The following is a 16,627-nucleotide window of genomic DNA, read 5'->3' as shown; positions in this document are numbered from 1 at the left end:
GTTAAAGTAAATTATTATTCTCTAATATATTGCCGAATTCAATTATACCCTTCTTCTTCCGGGTGCCCTGCAACCGTTATGAGGAAGAGGAGTAACATCAACGATTTCAGTAACCTCTATACCTGCTGTATGAATGGTTCTGATAGCTGATTCCCTGCCGGCGCCGGGACCTTTAACAAAAGCTTTTACCTTGCGAAGGCCCATGTCAAATGCTGCTTTTGCACAATCTGCAGCGGCTACCTGGGCAGCATAAGGAGTGTTCTTTTTTGAACCCTTAAAGCCCATTTTACCTGCAGAGGCCCAGGATATAACCTGTCCCTGGCTGTTTGTAAGTGAAATGATGATGTTGTTGAATGAGGCATGCACGTGTGCCTGGCCTACAGGGTCAACCTTAACAACTTTCTTTTTTGTAATTCCAGCTTTCTTTGCCATAATTTATTCCTTATTTGGTAGCCTTCTTTTTGTTAGCAACAGTTTTCCTGCGACCTTTACGGGTACGGGCATTGTTTTTCGTACTCTGGCCTCTTACAGGCAGTCCCAGACGATGTCTGACTCCCCGGTAGCAACCAATGTCCATCAGGCGTTTAATATTCAGCTGAACATTCGAACGAAGTTCACCTTCCACCTTGTAATTTTCATTGATCACTTTTCTGATCAGGTTAACCTGCTCATCAGTCCAGTCTTTTACTTTTACATTCCTGTCAACGCCTGCTTTTTCCAGAATTTTCTGTGCTGAGCTGCGTCCCAGACCGAAAATATAGGTCAGGCCTATTTCACCCCTTTTATTCTTTGGTAAATCGACACCAACGATTCTAGCCATATAATTTTTATATAATTAAAATGTTAACAATGTTATCAGCCCTGGCGCTGTTTATACTTGGGATTCTTTTTGTTAATCACGTATAAACGTCCCTTTCTGCGTACGATTTTGCAGTCGGCAGTGCGTTTCTTAATGGATGTTTTTACTTTCATGTTGATCAGTAAATTATTTGTACCTGAATGTTATTCTACCTTTTGTAAGATCATAGGGTGACATCTCAACCCTCACTTTATCGCCGGGAAGGATCTTGATATAGTGCATCCTCATTTTCCCTGATATGTGAGCCGTAATTATGTGCCCGTTCTGCAATTCCACGCGGAACATTGCATTTGAAAGAGCTTCCTTAATCACTCCATCTTGTTCAATGGATGGTTGTTTTGACATATATGATCTTCGCGGTTTTAATTTTTATATACTGCTTCAATGTATTCAAATGTTGAAAGAATATCGGCTTTGATTTTTCCTATAGCCACACACAATTCAAAATGGGCTGAAGGTTGCCTGTCTGCTGTCTGGATTGTCCAACCGTCTGAATCCTGTGTGATGTCTTTTTTTCCCATGTTGATCATGGGTTCGATACAGATCACCATGCCGCTCTGCAATCTTGGACCGTGTCCGCGTTTGCCGTAGTTAGGCACTTCAGGTGCTTCATGCAATCCCTTCCCTATTCCGTGTCCGACCATCTCACGAACAACAGAAAACTTCTGAAGTTCACAGTGTTCCTGTACCGCGTTGCTTATATCACCAACCCGTTTACCGTCAATGGCCTGTTCGATGCCTTTGAAAAGCGACTCGCGGGTAGTTTTCAGCAACAGCTTAACACGTTCGGGAATTTCTCCGACAGCAAATGTATATGCCGAATCGCCATAATAGCCCTGGAAAAGCGCGCCGCAATCAACCGAAACGATGTCGCCATCTTTCAATGTATATCCTGAAGGGATTCCGTGAACTACCTGTTGATTCACCGAAGTGCACAGGGTTTTCGGGTATCCTTTATATCCCAGGAATGCCGGTATGGCATGATTGTCGCGAATGAACTGTTCGGCTACGTTGTCGAGCTCCAGTGTGGTCACACCGGGTGCAATTCGCTTGGCAACCTCAGCCAGGGCTTTGGAGACCAGCAAATTGCTTGCTCTTAGCAATTCGATTTCTTCCGCTGTTTTATAATGAATCATCAAAGAACTTCAACCTGTTTTTTACATGGAAGAGGCGATACCGCCTGCTCTTCCTTTTACACGACCCGACTTCATCAGTCCGTCATAATGCCTCATCAGCAAATGGCTTTCTATCTGCTGCAGAGTATCCAGCACAACGCCCACAAGAATCAGAAGCGATGTGCCTCCGAAGAATTGGGCAAAACTTTGCTGTATTCCCACCAAACCCGCGAAGGCCGGAAGGATTGCAACAATTGCCAGGAATATTGAACCGGGTAATGTAATTTTCGACATGACCGAATCAATAAACTCGCTTGTCTTTTTTCCGGGTTTTACACCCGGTATAAAACCGCCGTTTTTCTTCATATCCTCCGCCATCTGGGTCGGATTCATGATAATTGCGGTGTAAAAATACGTAAAAAGTATGATTAACAGCGCAAAAATGACATTGTACCAAACACTGGTGTACCGTGAAAAGGCCGCCAAAAAGTTGCTCATGGCTCCGTTGCCTGTGTAACGGGCAAAAGAGAGCGGGAGAAACATGATGGCCTGGGCAAAGATAATGGGCATAACACCGGCAGCATTTACCTTAAGAGGGATATACTGACGAACGCCGCCATACTGTTTATTGCCTACGATACGTTTGGCATATTGTACCGGTATTCTGCGGGTTCCCTGCACAAGGAGTATGCTCACCGCAATAACCACCAGCAGGAAAACAATTTCAACCAGGAAAGCAACAAGGCCGCCCTGACCGTTCAGTCGATCGGTAAGTTCGCTCGACAACGCGAAAGGAAGGCGGGCAATAATACCAATCATAATGATCAGAGAAATACCGTTACCGATACCTTTTTCTGTTATACGTTCGCCCAGCCACATGACAAAAATTGTACCGGCCGTTAGAATGGCTATGGAAGAGAACTGGAACATTACCGGCTTGAGAACCCTGGCATCTACCGGAATCTGTGTAAGATAAGCGGGTGCCTGGAGAACAAGCACAACCACGGTAAGATAGCGTGTAATCTGGTTCATCTTGCGGCGTCCGCTTTCACCTTCCTTCTGCATACGCTGGAAGTAAGGGACCGCTATAGTGAGCAGCTGAATGATAATGGATGCCGAGATATAGGGCATGATTCCCAATGCGAAAATAGATGCCCTTGAGAAAGCACCTCCTGAAAACATATCAAGCAATCCGAGGACTCCCTGCTGTGTTCTTGATGCAAATGCTTCAAGCATGGCGGGATCAACACCGGGTAAAACGATTTTTGATCCGAGCCTGTAAACGAGAATGATAAACAAGGTATAAAGAATCCTTGTCCGCAGTTCCTCAATCTTGTAAATGTTCTTTAGTGTCTGGATAAATGATTTCATGAGGGTATCAGATTATGGTTGCTGTTCCCTGTAAAGCTTCGATTGCGGCTTTGGCTGATTTAGAGAACGCATGAGCTTTTACATCGAGTTTAGCGGTGAGAGTACCGTTACCCAGAATCTTCACAAGATCGTTCCTTGAAATCAGACCTGCCTCAGCAAGGGTCTGAACATCAATGGCTGATAATTTCCTGGAATCAGCAAGTGTCTGAAGGGTAGAAATATTAATGCCCTTGTATTCTTTGCGGCTGATGTTATTGAAACCGAATTTCGGAACACGGCGCTGCAAAGGCATCTGTCCTCCTTCAAAACCAATCTTCCGGGTATACCCTGATCTTGATTGTCCGCCTTTATGACCTCTTGCAGAAGTTCCGCCTCTTCCTGATCCCTGGCCGCGGCCGAGTCGCTTGCTCTTCTTGATTGATCCTTTGGCTGGTTTTAAATTACTAAGATCCATAGTAGTAAAATATCTTTAAAATTAGAGTTCTGTTACTGTAACCAAATGTTTTGCTTTGTTCACCATACCTAAGATCTGGGGAGTAGCTTCATGCTCTACAGATGCATTAAGTTTTCTGAGTCCAAGGGCATCAAGATTGAGTTTTTGCCTTTTGGTGCAGTGAATCCTGCTTCTAACCTGTGTGATTCGTATTTTAGCCATTGGTATAATTGTCTGCATTAACCGTTAAATACCTTGTCCATAGTGATACCGCGATGCTGTGCGATGGTATAGGCATCACGCATAAGCAGCAGTGCATTGAAAGTTGCTTTTACCAAATTATGGGGGTTTGATGAACCTTTCGATTTGGCAAGCACGTCATGCACTCCCACACTTTCAAGAACAGCGCGCATAGCACCGCCGGCCTTAACACCTGTACCGCTTGATGCGGGTTTCAGGAATACTTGTGCACCGCCGTATTTGGCAAGCTGTTCGTGAGGAATAGTACCTTTATATACCGGAACCTTGATAAGATTCTTTTTTGCATCCTCTACGCCTTTGGCAATGGCTGTGGTAACCTCATTGGCTTTACCCAATCCGTAACCTACTATGCCGTCTTCATTGCCAACCACAACAATGGCAGAGAAACTGAAGGTCCGACCTCCTTTTGTAACCTTGGTCACACGTTGAATACTAACCAGACGGTCTTTCAGATCGAGGTCTGTAGTCTTTACTCTTCTAATGCTTACGTTTGACATAATAATAGTTAAAATTTAAGTCCACCTTCCCTGGCAGCTTCAGCCAGTGCTTTTACTCTACCGTGATACAGGTAACCATTGCGGTCGAATATCACCGAGGTGATTCCGCTTTCCTTTGATTTTTCAGCGGCCAGTTTACCAACCAGCTTAGCCTGATCAACCTTGGTTAACCCTTTCTTTTCGGCAATTTCCTTAACCGTTGAGGAAACAGATAACAATGTTTTTCCCTCGGAGTCGTCAATGATCTGAATATAGATCTGCTTGTTGCTCCTGAAAACCGTCAGGCGGGGAACTTCCTTTGTTCCGTAAAGCTCTTTACGGATACGCATTTTTATTCTTTTCCTGCGTTCAATTTTTGTTAAAGCCATACTTCAGTTTTTTATGTATTATTTGGCTGTTGCAGATTTACCGGCCTTCTTCCTGAGCACTTCGCCCACGAATTTAATACCTTTACCTTTATAGGGTTCGGGTTCACGGAATGACCTGATCTTTGCAGCTACCTGTCCGATCAGCTGTTTGTCATTGCTGGTGAGTGTTATAACCGGGTTACTTCTTCTTTCGGTTTTGGCTTCCACTTTTACTTCATCAGGAACCTGGAAATGAATATCATGGGAATAACCGAGGCTGAGTTCAAGGATCTGGCCTTTTGCTTCAGCCTTGTAACCTACACCCACTACTTCCATTTTGATTTCATATCCCTGTGAAACTCCGTGTACCATATTGTTGATCAGAGCGCGGTACAAGCCGTGCATGGCTTTATGACGCTTTTGCTCTGTAGGACGCTCAACATTTACGATGCCGTCTTTTACATCGACCTTGATATCAGGATCGATAGCCTGGCTAAGTTCACCTTTCGGGCCTTTCACTGAAACCGTATTATCGGGCTTTACAGTTGCCGTTACGCCCTGGGGCAATTTAATCGGCAGTTTTCCAATTCGTGACATTGATAATTCCTCCGTTAATAAACGTAACACAATACTTCGCCGCCAATATTCAGATTCCGTGCTTCCTTATCGGTCATCACACCCCTGGAAGTGGAAACGATGGCAATGCCAAGACCATTTAATACCCTGGGAAGTTCTTCAGAACCGACGTACCTGCGAAGGCCCGGTGAACTGACCCGCTCGAGTGAACGAATGGCGGGCTGCTTGGTTTCAGCATGATATTTCAGGGCTATCTTGATGCTTCCCTGTTTTTTGTCTTCATCGACAAACTTATAATTCAGTATATAACCTTTGTCGAAAAGAATCTTCGTGAGGTTCTTTTTCAGGTTGGATGACGGTATTTCAACCACTTTATGACGGGCGGAAATCGCGTTCCTCAACCGGGTCAAATAATCTGCTATCGGATCTGTCATTTCTGTATAATTTTCTCTTGATTCTTTATTACCAGCTGGCCTTTTTTACACCGGGAATTAATCCCTTTGAAGCAAGCTCCCTGAACACTATTCTGCTGATTCCGAACTGGCGGATATAGCCTTTTGGTCTTCCTGTGAGTTTGCAACGGTTATGTAACCGAATGGGGTTAGAGTTCCTGGGCAGGCGGCTCAGTTCCTGGAAGTCACCTTCAGCTTTCAGCTTGGCTCTTTTGGCAGCAAATTTCTCAACAAGCTGCTTGCGCTTTACTTCGCGGGCTTTCAATGATTCTTTAGCCATATATATTAACTCTTTTTAGTATTCTTAAATGGTAATCCAAATTCGCGTAACAGGGCAAAAGCTTCTTCATCAGACCTGGCCGATGTTACAAAGGTTATTTCCATACCCAGGATCTTGCTGATCTTGTCGATGTCGATCTCCGGGAAAATAATCTGTTCGGTGATTCCAAGAGTATAATTTCCCTTGCCGTCGAATTTGCTGTTGATGCCCTTGAAATCCCTGATGCGGGGAAGAGCAACTGAAATCAGTCTTTCGAGGAATTCATACATGGTGTCGCGGCGGAGGGTAACCTTTACACCGATGGGCATTTTGCGCCTCAGCTTGAAGTTACTGATGTCCTTGCGCGACATGGTCTGAATGGCTTTCTGACCGGTTATCATGGTGAGTTCTTCAGCAGCTGTGTCCACGATTTTCTTATCGGTTACTGCCTGTCCTACTCCCTGGTTGATCACGATCTTCTCAAGCTTCGGCACCTGCATAACAGTGTGGTAGCTGAACTCTTTTGTAAGTGCCGGGATAATCTCTTCCTGGTACTTTGTTCTGAGGTTAGGTATATGAGCCATTACTTAATCTCCTCTCCTGATTTTTTTGAATATCTTACAAGCGATCCCTTGTCGTTTAACCTGCGTCCAACGCGGGTTGGCTTTCCTGAAGCCGGATCAACGACCATAAGATTTGAAATATGCACTGGTGCTTCTTTCTTAACAATACCGCCCTGTGGGCTTTTTGCATTCGGCTTGGTATGTTTGCTAACCAGGTTGATACCTTCAACAATGGCGCGGTCGGTTTTACGGATCACTTCAAGGACTCTTCCCTGCTGACCTTTATTTTCACCGGCATTTACGAAAACGGTATCGCCTTTCTTGATATTGAGTTTCTTCTGCATTGAATTGATTTTTAAGTATTATAACACTTCAGGCGCAAGTGATACAATTTTCATATACTTGTCACGCAGTTCCCTGGCAACGGGACCAAAGATACGGGTGCCTCTGATTTCATCGGCATTGTTAAGCAGTACACAGGCATTGTCATCGAACCTGATATATGATCCGTCAGGTCTCCTGATTTCCTTGCTTGTACGTACCACTACCGCCTTGCTTACGGTTCCTTTTTTAACTTCGCTTGCAGGAAGGGCGCTTTTTACGGTCACTACGATCTTGTCGCCGACAGAGGCATACCTTCTGCCTGTGCCACCGAGTACACGGATACAAAGTACTTCTTTTGCACCGCTGTTATCCGCAACCGTTAATCTACTTTCTTGCTGTATCATGGTTATTTAGCTCTTTCGATGATTTCAACTACTCTCCAGGTTTTATTTTTGCTCAGCGGACGGGTTTCCATGATTTTTACAGTGTCGCCGATATTGCAGTTGTTACTGTCATCATGGGCCATGAACTTGGTGGTACGGTTGATGAATTTACCATAAATGGGGTGCTTAACCTTACGTTTTTCAGCTACCACGATGGTTTTGTCCATCTTGTTACTTACAACAATACCGACCCTTTCTTTCCTTAAATTTCTGTTTTCCATTTTACTTGGCTTCTTTCTGTTTCTGACGAAGTATGGTTTCCAGCCGGGCAATGTTTCTCCTGGTTTCCCTTATTTTCATAGGGTTGTCAAGGGGAGAAATGGCATGGTTCATTTGCTGCTTGAAAATGAGTGTTTTTTCATTTTCAATCCGCTCTTCAATTTCTTTGGCGGATAATTCGCGTATCTCGGAAGTCTTCATGAACTATGTTAATTAAATTTCGACGTAATCTCTGCGGATGATAAACTTGGTGGCAATGGGGAGCTTCTGAGCAGCCAGCCGGAGAGCTTCTTTGGCTACATCAAAAGGAACACCGTCAGCTTCGATGAGAATACGTCCCGGGGTTACCGGAGCAACGAATCCTTCGGGAGCGCCTTTACCTTTACCCATACGTACTTCAGCAGGCTTCTTGGTGATCGGCTTGTCGGGAAATATCCTGATCCAGATCTGTCCTTCACGTTTCATATGGCGGGTTACAGCCTGACGGGCTGCTTCAATCTGCCGTCCTGTGATCCATGCTTTATCAAGAGCCTTGATCCCAAACGATCCGAAGGCAAGGTCATGACCTCTCTGGGCATTGCCTTTCATTCTGCCCTTCTGCTGCCTCCTGAATTTTGATTTTTTCGGTTGTAACATAATGTTATCCTGTTATATCGTGTAAACCACTTATTTTCTGCGACCTTTTTTAAAATTGCTCTTCGGTTTGGCTGATTTGGCGCCGATGTTCGGAGCAAGATCACGTTTTCCGTAAATCTCACCTTTGCATATCCAAACCTTCACACCAATCAGTCCGACTTTTGTGAGTGCCTCACCCAGTGCATAATCAATGTCAGCACGGAATGTATGCAGAGGAATTCTTCCTTCCTTGATAATCTCGGTCCTGGCCATTTCAGCACCACCTAAGCGGCCTGACACCTGCACCTTAATTCCCTCAGCACCCATGCGGATGGTTGAAGCAATTGCCATCTTGATCGCACGGCGGTAAGAAACCTTACCTTCGAGCTGCCTTGCCACGTTGTTGGCAACAATAACAGCGTCAAGTTCGGGCCTTTTTACTTCAAATATATTGATTTGAACTTCCTTGCTTGTGATCTTCTTCAATTCTTCCTTGAGCTTATCAACCTCTTGTCCGCCTTTTCCAATAATGATACCCGGACGGGCCGTGTTGACAGTAACCGTGATCAGTTTCAGCGTACGCTCGATAACGATCTTGGAAATGCTGGCCTTTGCCAACCTGGCAGTCAGATATTCCCTGATCTTGTAATCTTCGACCAGTTTTTCGGAATAATTTCTTCCGCCGTACCAATTGGAATCCCAACCTTTGATGATTCCGAGGCGATTGCTAATCGGATTGACTTTCTGTCCCATTAATTAGATTGTTTTACTTCAGTTTGTGCTTCCTCTATATTTACCAGACTGTCGAGTATGATCGTCACATGATTCGAACGTTTACGGATCCTGTAACCTCTTCCCTGGGGTGCCGGGCGCAGCCTCTTTAACTGGCGGCCGCCATCAACAAATACTTCCTTTACAAAGAGGTTCGACTTTTCAACCCTTGCATCTTCATTTTTTTTCTGCCAGTTGGCTATGGCCGACAATAAAAGCTTTTCAACTTTCTTAGAAGGCTCTTTTGTGCTGTAACGAAGAATATCAAGTGCTCTGTTCACTTCAACACCCCTGATCATATCTACAACCAGGCGCATTTTACGCGGTGAACTCGGGCAGTTGTTCAGAACTGCCATTGCTTTTGTCTTGTTTTCTTCTTTTCGTTGGTCTGCTGCTATTCGCTTACGTGCACCCATTGATATTTATTTTAATGGATTTCTATTATTCCTTGGATCTTCCTGCATGGCCCCTGAAGGTACGTGTGGGTGAAAACTCGCCCAGACGGTGTCCTACCATGTTTTCAGTTACATATACCGGGATAAACTTGTTACCGTTATGCACAGCAATGGTATGCCCTACGAAATCGGGAGAGATCAGCGACCGCCTCGACCATGTTTTGATAACTGATTTCTTGCCGGACTTATTCATATCAAGCACGCGTTTTTCGAGCTTGAATTCAATAAAGGGACCTTTTTTTAATGACCTGCTCATAATATAAAGTCAATTATTTTTTCCGTTTTTCAATGATGAACCTTGTTGTAGGATTCTTTTTCCTGCGGGTTTTCATGCCTTTTGCATACAAACCTTTGCGTGACCTTGGATGTCCGCCGGATGCCTTACCTTCACCACCGCCCATTGGATGGTCAACCGGGTTCATGGCTACACCGCGAACACGGGGTCTGCGACCCAGCCAGCGTGTGCGACCGGCTTTGCCTGATCTTACAAGACCGTGATCAGGATTGGAAACCGTGCCGATAGTAGCCCTGCAGGTTACAAGAATCATTCTCGATTCACCTGAAGGAAGCTTCACAATGGCATACTTTCCGTCGCGTGAGGTAAGCTGTGCATAAGATCCTGCACTGCGTGCCATTGCACCACCCTTGCCAGGCTGAAGCTCGATATTGTGTACAAGAGTACCCAGGGGAATTTCACCCAGTGTCAGACAGTTTCCGATTTCAGGAGCCACACCGGATCCCGAACGGATTTCCTGACCAACCTTTAAACCGGCAGGTGCAATAATATAGCGCTTTTCACCATCTTCATATACAACAAGTGCAATGCGTGCGGAACGGTTCGGATCGTATTCGATCGTCTTTACCGTTGCGTTCATTCCGTCTTTATTCCTGATGAAGTCAATGATACGGTACATCTTTTTATGGCCACCGCCAAGGTACCTCATTGTCATTTTACCGTCACTGTTGCGGCCACCAGATTTCTGCAGTGGCCTCATCAGCGATTTGACCGGTGTACTGCTGGTGATGTCGTCAAAGGAAGCAACAACTGCGTGTCGCTGACCCGGTGTTACAGGTTTTAATTTTCTTACAGCCATAATATACTATTAAATATTGCTATAAAAGTCTATTACATCGCCCTCCCGCAAGGTGATCACTGCTTTTTTGAAAGCATTTCTTTGTCCGGCTACATATCCGGTACGGGTAAATCTTGCTTTGCGTTTTCCGGCATAATACATGGTATTAACCGACTCGACCGTAACGCCATAAAGATCTTCAACGGCCTTTTTTATCTGTACTTTGTTGGCCTTCTTATTTACGATGAAGCCATATTTCTTCAGGCCTTCTGCCTGGGCATTCATCTTTTCAGTTACTACCGGCTTTACAATAATATCCATTTCTAAACTTTTAGACGGTTACAGACTCTTCTGAATATTGTCGAGTGAACTCTCAAAAAATACAAGAGAAGTGCTATTTAGGATATCGTAAGTAGTTAATTCCGAAGCAGTTACGACTCTTGTGCCAGATAAATTCCGGGACGACAAATATATATTTTTATTTGGTTCATTCAGAACTACTAACGACTTTTTACCGTCGATTTTCAGGTCGGTAAGAAAGGCTACATAGTCCTTTGTCTTAGGAGCTTCCAATGTGAAGTCTTCCAGAACCACGATTTCATTGTTCCTTGCTTTGTAAGTGAGAGCCGACTTACGGGCCAGTTGTTTTACCTTCTTATTAAGCTTGAAATCATAATCACGGGGCTGAGGACCAAATACCCTGCCACCACCGGTGAACAAAGGATTTTTGATACTTCCTGCACGGGCACCGCCTGTGCCTTTTTGTTTTTTCAGCTTACGGGTACTTCCCGATACTTCATTGCGCTCTTTCGATTTATGAGTACCCTGGCGTTTATTGGCCAGATGCTGTTTCACGTCCAGGTATATGGCGTGGTCATTGGGCTCAATGGAAAAAATGGTTTCCTTAAGCTCAACCTTACGGCCGGTTTCCTTTCCTGTTTTATTCAATACTGCTAATTCCATTGTTCACAGTTTATTATGTTCTGTCGGGACTTTCAATAATTACGTAGGATCCTTTTGCCCCCGGTATTGATCCTTTTAATAATAAGAGATTATTTTCGGGAATGATCTTAACCACTTTCAGGTTGAGAACTTTTACATTCTTGCTTCCGGTTTGGCCGGCCATACGCATGCCTCTCAGAACGCGTGAAGGCCATGATGATCCGCCCAAAGAACCGGGTGCTCTCGACCTGTCGTGTTGTCCGTGAGTGGAATCACCGATACCACCAAAACCGTGACGCGTTACAACACCCTGGAATCCCTTACCTTTAGAAACTGAGGTTACATCAAGCCATTCGTCATCCTTGAAATAATCAACGGTGATCACATCACCCAGCTTCCAGTCGCGAATGAAACCGGTAAGCTCAACCACTTTCCTCTTGGGGGTGGCGTTGGCTTTCTTAAAATGACCCTTCATGGCGGCAGGTGTATTCTTTTCCTTCTTATCGTCGAAGGCAAGCTGTAATGCTTTATAGCCGTCAGTTTCCTTGGTCTTAACCTGTGTAACGGTACAGGGACCAACTTCGAGAACCGTGCAGGGAACATTCACACCGTTCTCATCGAATATTGAGGTCATTCCGACCTTCTTTCCAACTAATCCTGGCATTTCTTCCTAATTAAATGGTTCAGACTTTGATTTCAACTTCCACACCACTGGGCAATTCTAATTTCATCAGCGCATCAATGGTCTTGGGCGTGGAACTGTAAATATCCAGCAACCGTTTGTGCGATGAAAGCTGAAATTGCTCTCTTGATTTCTTATTCACAAAAGGCGACCGTAATACGGTAAAAATCCTTTTATGTGTGGGCAGGGGAATCGGGCCGCTAACCACAGCACCTGTAGTCTTAACCGTCTTCACAATTTTCTCTGCTGACTTGTCAACGAGATTGTGATCATACGATTTAAGCTTAATTCTGATTTTCTGGCTCATTTATGTTGGTCTTACAATCTTTATACTAAAATCTTAGTACCTGTTATCTTTTCAATTACTTCAGCTGCCAATGAGGGAGGAACCGCATCGTAGTGCGAGAACTCCATGGTGGAGGTAGCCCTGCCTGACGAGAGAGTGCGAAGTACGGTTACGTAACCAAACATCTCGGCCAGGGGCACATTGGCCAGTATAATTCTCAATGAAGCCTGCGATTCCATTCCGGTAATCTGACCGCGCCTGCGGTTAAAATCGCCGATGATGTCACCCATATACTCTTCGGGCGTTACCACTTCAACCTTCATAATTGGTTCAAGTAAAGTAACCTTTCCCTTTTTGAGCCCGTGCTTGAAACCCTGCCTGGCGCAAATCTCAAATGAGAATGAATCGGAGTCAACCGGATGGAATGAACCATCCTTAATAGTCACCTGGAGGCTGTCCATGGCGAAACCGGCAAGAACACCGTTGCGCATGGCCTCACGGAAACCTTTTTCAATGGAGGGAATATATTCACGCGGAATATTACCGCCTTTGATTTCATCAATAAATACAAGCCCTGTAACGCCTTTTTCTGCAGGGGCCAGTTCAAACTGGATGTCGGCAAATTTACCGCGGCCACCGGTTTGTTTTTTGAATATTTCGCGATGTTTAACGGGGCTCGTAAGAGCTTCCTTGTATGCCACCTGCGGAGCACCCTGGCTGCATTCTACGCCGAATTCACGTTTAAGCCTGTCCATCAGGATCTCAAGATGCAATTCCCCCATTCCGCTGATAACGGTCTGACCTGAATCTTCATCTACCTTCACCTTGAACGTAGGATCTTCTTCCGAAAGCTTAGCAAGCGCGTTTCCAAGCTTGTCAACATCGGCCTGTGTTTTGGGCTCAATGGCAACTCCGATAACGGGATCGGGGAATGTCATGCTCTCCAGGTACACGGGACTCTTCAAATCGCAAAGTGTATCACCGGTAACCACTTCCTTTAAACCAACCACACCGCAGATGTCTCCGGCTTCAATCCTGTCGCGCGGATTCTGCTTGTTCGCATGCATCTGGTATAACCGGTTAATTCTTTCTTTTTTACCTGTACGCGGATTCAACACCTGCATTCCGGCATCAATGGCACCCGAGTAAACCCGGAGGTAGGTCAGACGGCCTACATAGGGATCGGTTGCAATTTTGAAAGCCAGAGCAGTGAGCGGCTCGTTTTCGTCGGCCTTGCGTTCTTCGGTTTTATCGGTGTAAGGATTGTGTCCCTTAACCGTGGGGATATCAAGCGGACTAGGCAATAATGCGCAAATGGCATCAAGAAGCCGCTGAATACCTTTATTTTTGAATGAAGCACCGCATAATACCGGTACAACCTGCTGGCTGATGACGGCATTACGGGTATGTTCCATAAATTCCTCAACTGTGATTGAAGTCCTGTCTTCAAGGAATCTTTCAAGAAGATCATCGTCGGTATAACATACTGCCTCGATCAGCTTCTCGCGCCATTCCTCAACAAGTTCAATCATATCTTCGGGAATTTCGGTATACTCATACCTCATTCCGAGTTTTTCATCAGGAACCCAAACGATAGCACGACGCTCAATCAAATCAACAAGTCCCTTGAAATTATCTTCAGAACCAATGGGGATCTGCATGGGAACGGGATTGGAACCGAGCTTCTCCTTAATCTGTTTTACAACATGGAAAAAGTCGGCGCCTGTGCGGTCCATCTTGTTGATGAATGCAATACGCGGAACATTATACTTGTTAGCCTGACGCCATACGGTTTCCGACTGGGGCTGAACACCGCCTACAGCACAAAAAACCGCAATGCAACCATCGAGTACACGCAATGACCTTTCCACTTCAACAGTGAAGTCAACGTGACCCGGGGTATCTATAATGTTGATTTTGTAATTCTTGTTCTGATAATCCCAAAACGCCGTAGTGGCAGCGGATGTTATCGTAATTCCTCTTTCCTGCTCCTGCACCATCCAGTCCATGGTGGCTGTGCCTTCGTGTACCTCCCCTATCCGGTGAGTTATACCAGTATAGAACAGGATGCGCTCGGTAGTGGTAGTCTTACCGGCGTCTATATGGGCCATAATGCCAATATTCCTGGTATAATTCAAATCAAAATTCATTCTCGCACTAATTATCAGCTAGTGTAACTATAGGCTAAACCGCAATGTCAAATATCCTTTTACTAGAACCTGAAATGCGCAAATGCCTTGTTAGCTTCTGCCATTTTATGAGTATCTTCTTTCTTTTTAAATGCTGCGCCTTCTTCTTTAAAGGCGGCAAGTATTTCAGCAGCGAGCTTATCGCTCATTGAATTGCCGGTTCTTTTCTGTGAATAAAGAATCAGGTTCTTCATGCTGATCGAGATCTTCCTGTCGGGACGGATTTCCGTGGGAACCTGGAATGTGGCACCACCAACCCTGCGACTTTTTACCTCAACCTGAGGTGTTATATTTTCCAACGCTTTTTTCCAGATGTCAAGCGGTGAACTTTCAATATCCTTTGCTTTTTTGGCAACCAGGTCAAGAGCTTCGTAAAAAACATCATAGGCTGTGCTCTTCTTACCCTGAATCATCATATTGTTCACAAAACGTGTTACCAGTGTATCATTGTACTTCGGATCCGGTAACAATATTCTTTTTTTTGGTTTAGACTTTCTCATTGTATTGGTCTATTCAAAAACTTATTTTTTAGGTCTTTTTGTGCCATATTTCGAACGGCGCTGGTTGCGTCCTTCTACTCCGGAGGTATCAAGAGCACCCCTGATGATATGGTAACGAACGCCCGGTAAATCCTTTACCCTGCCGCCGCGGATCATAACGATGGAGTGTTCCTGCAGATTATGACCTTCACCCGGAATGTAAGCTGTAACTTCAATTCCATGCTGAAGCCTTACCCTGGCTACCTTACGCATAGCTGAGTTAGGTTTCTTGGGCGTGGTTGTATAAACACGGGTACAAACACCTCGTTTTTGGGGACAAGAGTTTAATGCCGGAGCCTTACTTTTATCCTCGATCGTTGATCTGCCCTTTCTTACTAATTGCTGAATCGTTGGCATTTATGCTTTATTTGTAATTCTTTTTTCTTCAAAATTGGCTTGCAAAGGTAGATGTTTTTTTATCAAATGCAACTAGATGAGAAAAAAAATTGCAAAAAAGAGATCGTCATTGCGAGGAGCATGTAGAATTTATGATTATTGATCTATTAATTGTCGACGAAGCAATCTGTCCGCACAGGCATTACTTTACCAGGACATTTACCTCAACAACTCTATCTCTTTGCAGCGCCCTTCCTGTTCAGGCAGATTGCTTCGTCGACTAATAATTCTACTATAATCAATGATTTGTACGCTCCTCGCAATGACGCCTTATCTAAGGATGCACAACCTCCCCCAGCCTCTTCTTAATCACACCGCTCCATATCTTATATCCCTGTTCATTAAGATGCAGCATATCCGGCATGAAATAATCTTTTACAGGCAATCTGTCCTTTCCAATAAACGCCTGGCTGGTGGCTATATAATAGGTGTTATTCTTTTTATCACACATATTTTTAATAATCTGGTTTGCTTCAGTTGCCTTATCCCAAACCTTCCACCTCGACGGCGTCGGTGTTATCTCAATCCAGAACACAGGGGTTTTCGGATGCGATTTCCGGATGATCTGCAATACCTGGCTGAATAAATCAGCCACCTGTTGCGGAGTTTTATCATCGGCACTCCCCGTGATGTCATTGGCAACAAACAGCACAACGGCGCTGCAGGGATGAGGCGCAATAATCCTGTCGGCATAAACAACAAGGTCACTCAGCTTCGAACCTCCGAAACCCCGCTGAATGATTTCATACGGGGCCATATCCCGTTTTATGGTCGACCATAACCGGATACTCGAACTGCCGGCAAACAATACAGCATTAGGGGAATATGTTTCAGCCGAATCAAGCTTTTCGAACTGGCGGATATCCTTTTCCCAGGCAGTCTGGCTTTTAACCGGCAGTGCGACTGAAACAAATGCTATGAGTGAAATAAATATTTTCCTTGTCATCCCTTTTTTTTACA

The 16,627-nt window shown here is 44.8% G+C and carries 30 protein-coding genes; all 30 read right to left on the bottom strand.

What is annotated here, in order from left to right; translation table 11 throughout:
- Positions 1–42: 42 nt before the first annotated feature.
- Complete coding sequence (gene rpsK / locus VK179_03700) at positions 43–432, bottom strand: 30S ribosomal protein S11 (GenBank protein ID HLO57818.1); 390 nt, start codon at positions 430–432, stop codon at positions 43–45.
- Between the two features lie 10 nt (positions 433–442).
- Positions 443–820, bottom strand: coding sequence for a 30S ribosomal protein S13 (gene rpsM, locus VK179_03695; protein HLO57817.1), 378 nt, complete (start codon positions 818–820; stop codon positions 443–445).
- Between the two features lie 165 nt (positions 821–985).
- Positions 986–1,204, bottom strand: a complete 219-nt coding sequence (infA, locus tag VK179_03690) for a translation initiation factor IF-1 (protein HLO57816.1) — start codon at positions 1,202–1,204, stop codon at positions 986–988.
- A gap of 17 nt (positions 1,205–1,221) precedes the next feature.
- Positions 1,222–1,995 carry a type I methionyl aminopeptidase gene (gene map, locus VK179_03685; GenBank protein ID HLO57815.1) on the bottom strand — a complete coding sequence of 258 codons (774 nt, stop codon included), beginning with the start codon at positions 1,993–1,995 and terminating at the stop codon, positions 1,222–1,224.
- Between the two features lie 21 nt (positions 1,996–2,016).
- Positions 2,017–3,345: a preprotein translocase subunit SecY gene (secY, locus tag VK179_03680; protein ID HLO57814.1), complete on the bottom strand. Its 1,329-nt coding sequence runs from the start codon at positions 3,343–3,345 to the stop codon at positions 2,017–2,019.
- Between the two features lie 7 nt (positions 3,346–3,352).
- Positions 3,353–3,799: a 50S ribosomal protein L15 gene (gene rplO, locus VK179_03675; protein ID HLO57813.1), complete on the bottom strand. Its 447-nt coding sequence runs from the start codon at positions 3,797–3,799 to the stop codon at positions 3,353–3,355.
- A gap of 21 nt (positions 3,800–3,820) precedes the next feature.
- Positions 3,821–4,000 (bottom strand): 50S ribosomal protein L30, encoded by a 180-nt coding sequence (rpmD, locus tag VK179_03670; GenBank protein HLO57812.1) that lies wholly within the window; start codon positions 3,998–4,000, stop codon positions 3,821–3,823.
- A 17-nt stretch (positions 4,001–4,017) separates the two neighbouring features.
- The gene (gene rpsE, locus VK179_03665) at positions 4,018–4,536 is read right to left on the bottom strand and encodes a 30S ribosomal protein S5 (protein HLO57811.1); all 519 of its coding nucleotides are present in this window, start codon (positions 4,534–4,536) and stop codon (positions 4,018–4,020) included.
- Between the two features lie 8 nt (positions 4,537–4,544).
- Complete coding sequence (gene rplR, locus VK179_03660; protein HLO57810.1) at positions 4,545–4,904, bottom strand: 50S ribosomal protein L18; 360 nt, start codon at positions 4,902–4,904, stop codon at positions 4,545–4,547.
- 18 nt (positions 4,905–4,922) lie between these two features.
- Positions 4,923–5,480 (bottom strand): 50S ribosomal protein L6, encoded by a 558-nt coding sequence (rplF, locus tag VK179_03655; GenBank protein HLO57809.1) that lies wholly within the window; start codon positions 5,478–5,480, stop codon positions 4,923–4,925.
- A gap of 14 nt (positions 5,481–5,494) precedes the next feature.
- On the bottom strand, positions 5,495–5,893 hold the full coding sequence (rpsH, locus tag VK179_03650; GenBank protein ID HLO57808.1) for a 30S ribosomal protein S8: 399 nt from the start codon (positions 5,891–5,893) through the stop codon (positions 5,495–5,497).
- A 28-nt stretch (positions 5,894–5,921) separates the two neighbouring features.
- Entirely contained in the window at positions 5,922–6,191 is a 270-nt protein-coding gene (gene rpsN / locus VK179_03645; GenBank protein ID HLO57807.1) for a 30S ribosomal protein S14, read from the bottom strand.
- Positions 6,192–6,196: 5 nt separating this feature from the next.
- A complete protein-coding gene (gene rplE / locus VK179_03640) occupies positions 6,197–6,754 on the bottom strand; it encodes a 50S ribosomal protein L5 (protein HLO57806.1) in 558 nt (185 codons plus the stop codon).
- The gene (rplX, locus tag VK179_03635) at positions 6,754–7,077 is read right to left on the bottom strand and encodes a 50S ribosomal protein L24 (protein HLO57805.1); all 324 of its coding nucleotides are present in this window, start codon (positions 7,075–7,077) and stop codon (positions 6,754–6,756) included. Before rplX ends, rplE begins: the two co-directional genes overlap by 1 nt.
- 18 nt (positions 7,078–7,095) lie before the next feature.
- Positions 7,096–7,461, bottom strand: a complete 366-nt coding sequence (gene rplN, locus VK179_03630; protein ID HLO57804.1) for a 50S ribosomal protein L14 — start codon at positions 7,459–7,461, stop codon at positions 7,096–7,098.
- A gap of 2 nt (positions 7,462–7,463) precedes the next feature.
- Positions 7,464–7,721: a 30S ribosomal protein S17 gene (gene rpsQ, locus VK179_03625; GenBank protein HLO57803.1), complete on the bottom strand. Its 258-nt coding sequence runs from the start codon at positions 7,719–7,721 to the stop codon at positions 7,464–7,466.
- Between the two features lies 1 nt (position 7,722).
- A complete protein-coding gene (gene rpmC, locus VK179_03620) occupies positions 7,723–7,920 on the bottom strand; it encodes a 50S ribosomal protein L29 (protein HLO57802.1) in 198 nt (65 codons plus the stop codon).
- Between the two features lie 12 nt (positions 7,921–7,932).
- Entirely contained in the window at positions 7,933–8,355 is a 423-nt protein-coding gene (gene rplP, locus VK179_03615; GenBank protein HLO57801.1) for a 50S ribosomal protein L16, read from the bottom strand.
- Positions 8,356–8,385: 30 nt separating this feature from the next.
- On the bottom strand, positions 8,386–9,087 hold the full coding sequence (gene rpsC, locus VK179_03610; GenBank protein HLO57800.1) for a 30S ribosomal protein S3: 702 nt from the start codon (positions 9,085–9,087) through the stop codon (positions 8,386–8,388).
- Positions 9,087–9,521, bottom strand: a complete 435-nt coding sequence (rplV, locus tag VK179_03605; protein ID HLO57799.1) for a 50S ribosomal protein L22 — start codon at positions 9,519–9,521, stop codon at positions 9,087–9,089. Before rplV ends, rpsC begins: the two co-directional genes overlap by 1 nt.
- A gap of 25 nt (positions 9,522–9,546) precedes the next feature.
- A complete protein-coding gene (gene rpsS / locus VK179_03600; protein HLO57798.1) occupies positions 9,547–9,816 on the bottom strand; it encodes a 30S ribosomal protein S19 in 270 nt (89 codons plus the stop codon).
- Positions 9,817–9,829: 13 nt separating this feature from the next.
- Positions 9,830–10,654, bottom strand: a complete 825-nt coding sequence (rplB, locus tag VK179_03595) for a 50S ribosomal protein L2 (protein ID HLO57797.1) — start codon at positions 10,652–10,654, stop codon at positions 9,830–9,832.
- Positions 10,655–10,663: 9 nt separating this feature from the next.
- Positions 10,664–10,954 (bottom strand): 50S ribosomal protein L23, encoded by a 291-nt coding sequence (gene rplW, locus VK179_03590; protein ID HLO57796.1) that lies wholly within the window; start codon positions 10,952–10,954, stop codon positions 10,664–10,666.
- 18 nt (positions 10,955–10,972) lie between these two features.
- Positions 10,973–11,596, bottom strand: coding sequence for a 50S ribosomal protein L4 (gene rplD / locus VK179_03585; protein ID HLO57795.1), 624 nt, complete (start codon positions 11,594–11,596; stop codon positions 10,973–10,975).
- A 13-nt stretch (positions 11,597–11,609) separates the two neighbouring features.
- Positions 11,610–12,239 (bottom strand): 50S ribosomal protein L3, encoded by a 630-nt coding sequence (rplC, locus tag VK179_03580; GenBank protein ID HLO57794.1) that lies wholly within the window; start codon positions 12,237–12,239, stop codon positions 11,610–11,612.
- A gap of 19 nt (positions 12,240–12,258) precedes the next feature.
- The gene (rpsJ, locus tag VK179_03575) at positions 12,259–12,564 is read right to left on the bottom strand and encodes a 30S ribosomal protein S10 (protein ID HLO57793.1); all 306 of its coding nucleotides are present in this window, start codon (positions 12,562–12,564) and stop codon (positions 12,259–12,261) included.
- Between the two features lie 20 nt (positions 12,565–12,584).
- Positions 12,585–14,693, bottom strand: a complete 2,109-nt coding sequence (fusA, locus tag VK179_03570) for an elongation factor G (GenBank protein HLO57792.1) — start codon at positions 14,691–14,693, stop codon at positions 12,585–12,587.
- Between the two features lie 62 nt (positions 14,694–14,755).
- Positions 14,756–15,232, bottom strand: a complete 477-nt coding sequence (rpsG, locus tag VK179_03565; GenBank protein ID HLO57791.1) for a 30S ribosomal protein S7 — start codon at positions 15,230–15,232, stop codon at positions 14,756–14,758.
- A 21-nt stretch (positions 15,233–15,253) separates the two neighbouring features.
- Positions 15,254–15,628, bottom strand: coding sequence for a 30S ribosomal protein S12 (gene rpsL, locus VK179_03560; protein ID HLO57790.1), 375 nt, complete (start codon positions 15,626–15,628; stop codon positions 15,254–15,256).
- Between the two features lie 313 nt (positions 15,629–15,941).
- Positions 15,942–16,613, bottom strand: a complete 672-nt coding sequence (locus VK179_03555; GenBank protein ID HLO57789.1) for a GDSL-type esterase/lipase family protein — start codon at positions 16,611–16,613, stop codon at positions 15,942–15,944.
- Between the last annotated feature and the right edge of the window lie 14 nt (positions 16,614–16,627).

Source organism: Bacteroidales bacterium (assembly GCA_035299085.1).
Classification (GTDB): domain Bacteria; phylum Bacteroidota; class Bacteroidia; order Bacteroidales; family UBA10428; genus UBA5072.
The sequence above is the reverse complement of the archived record's forward strand: the minus strand, read 5'-3'. Positions and strand labels throughout refer to the sequence as shown.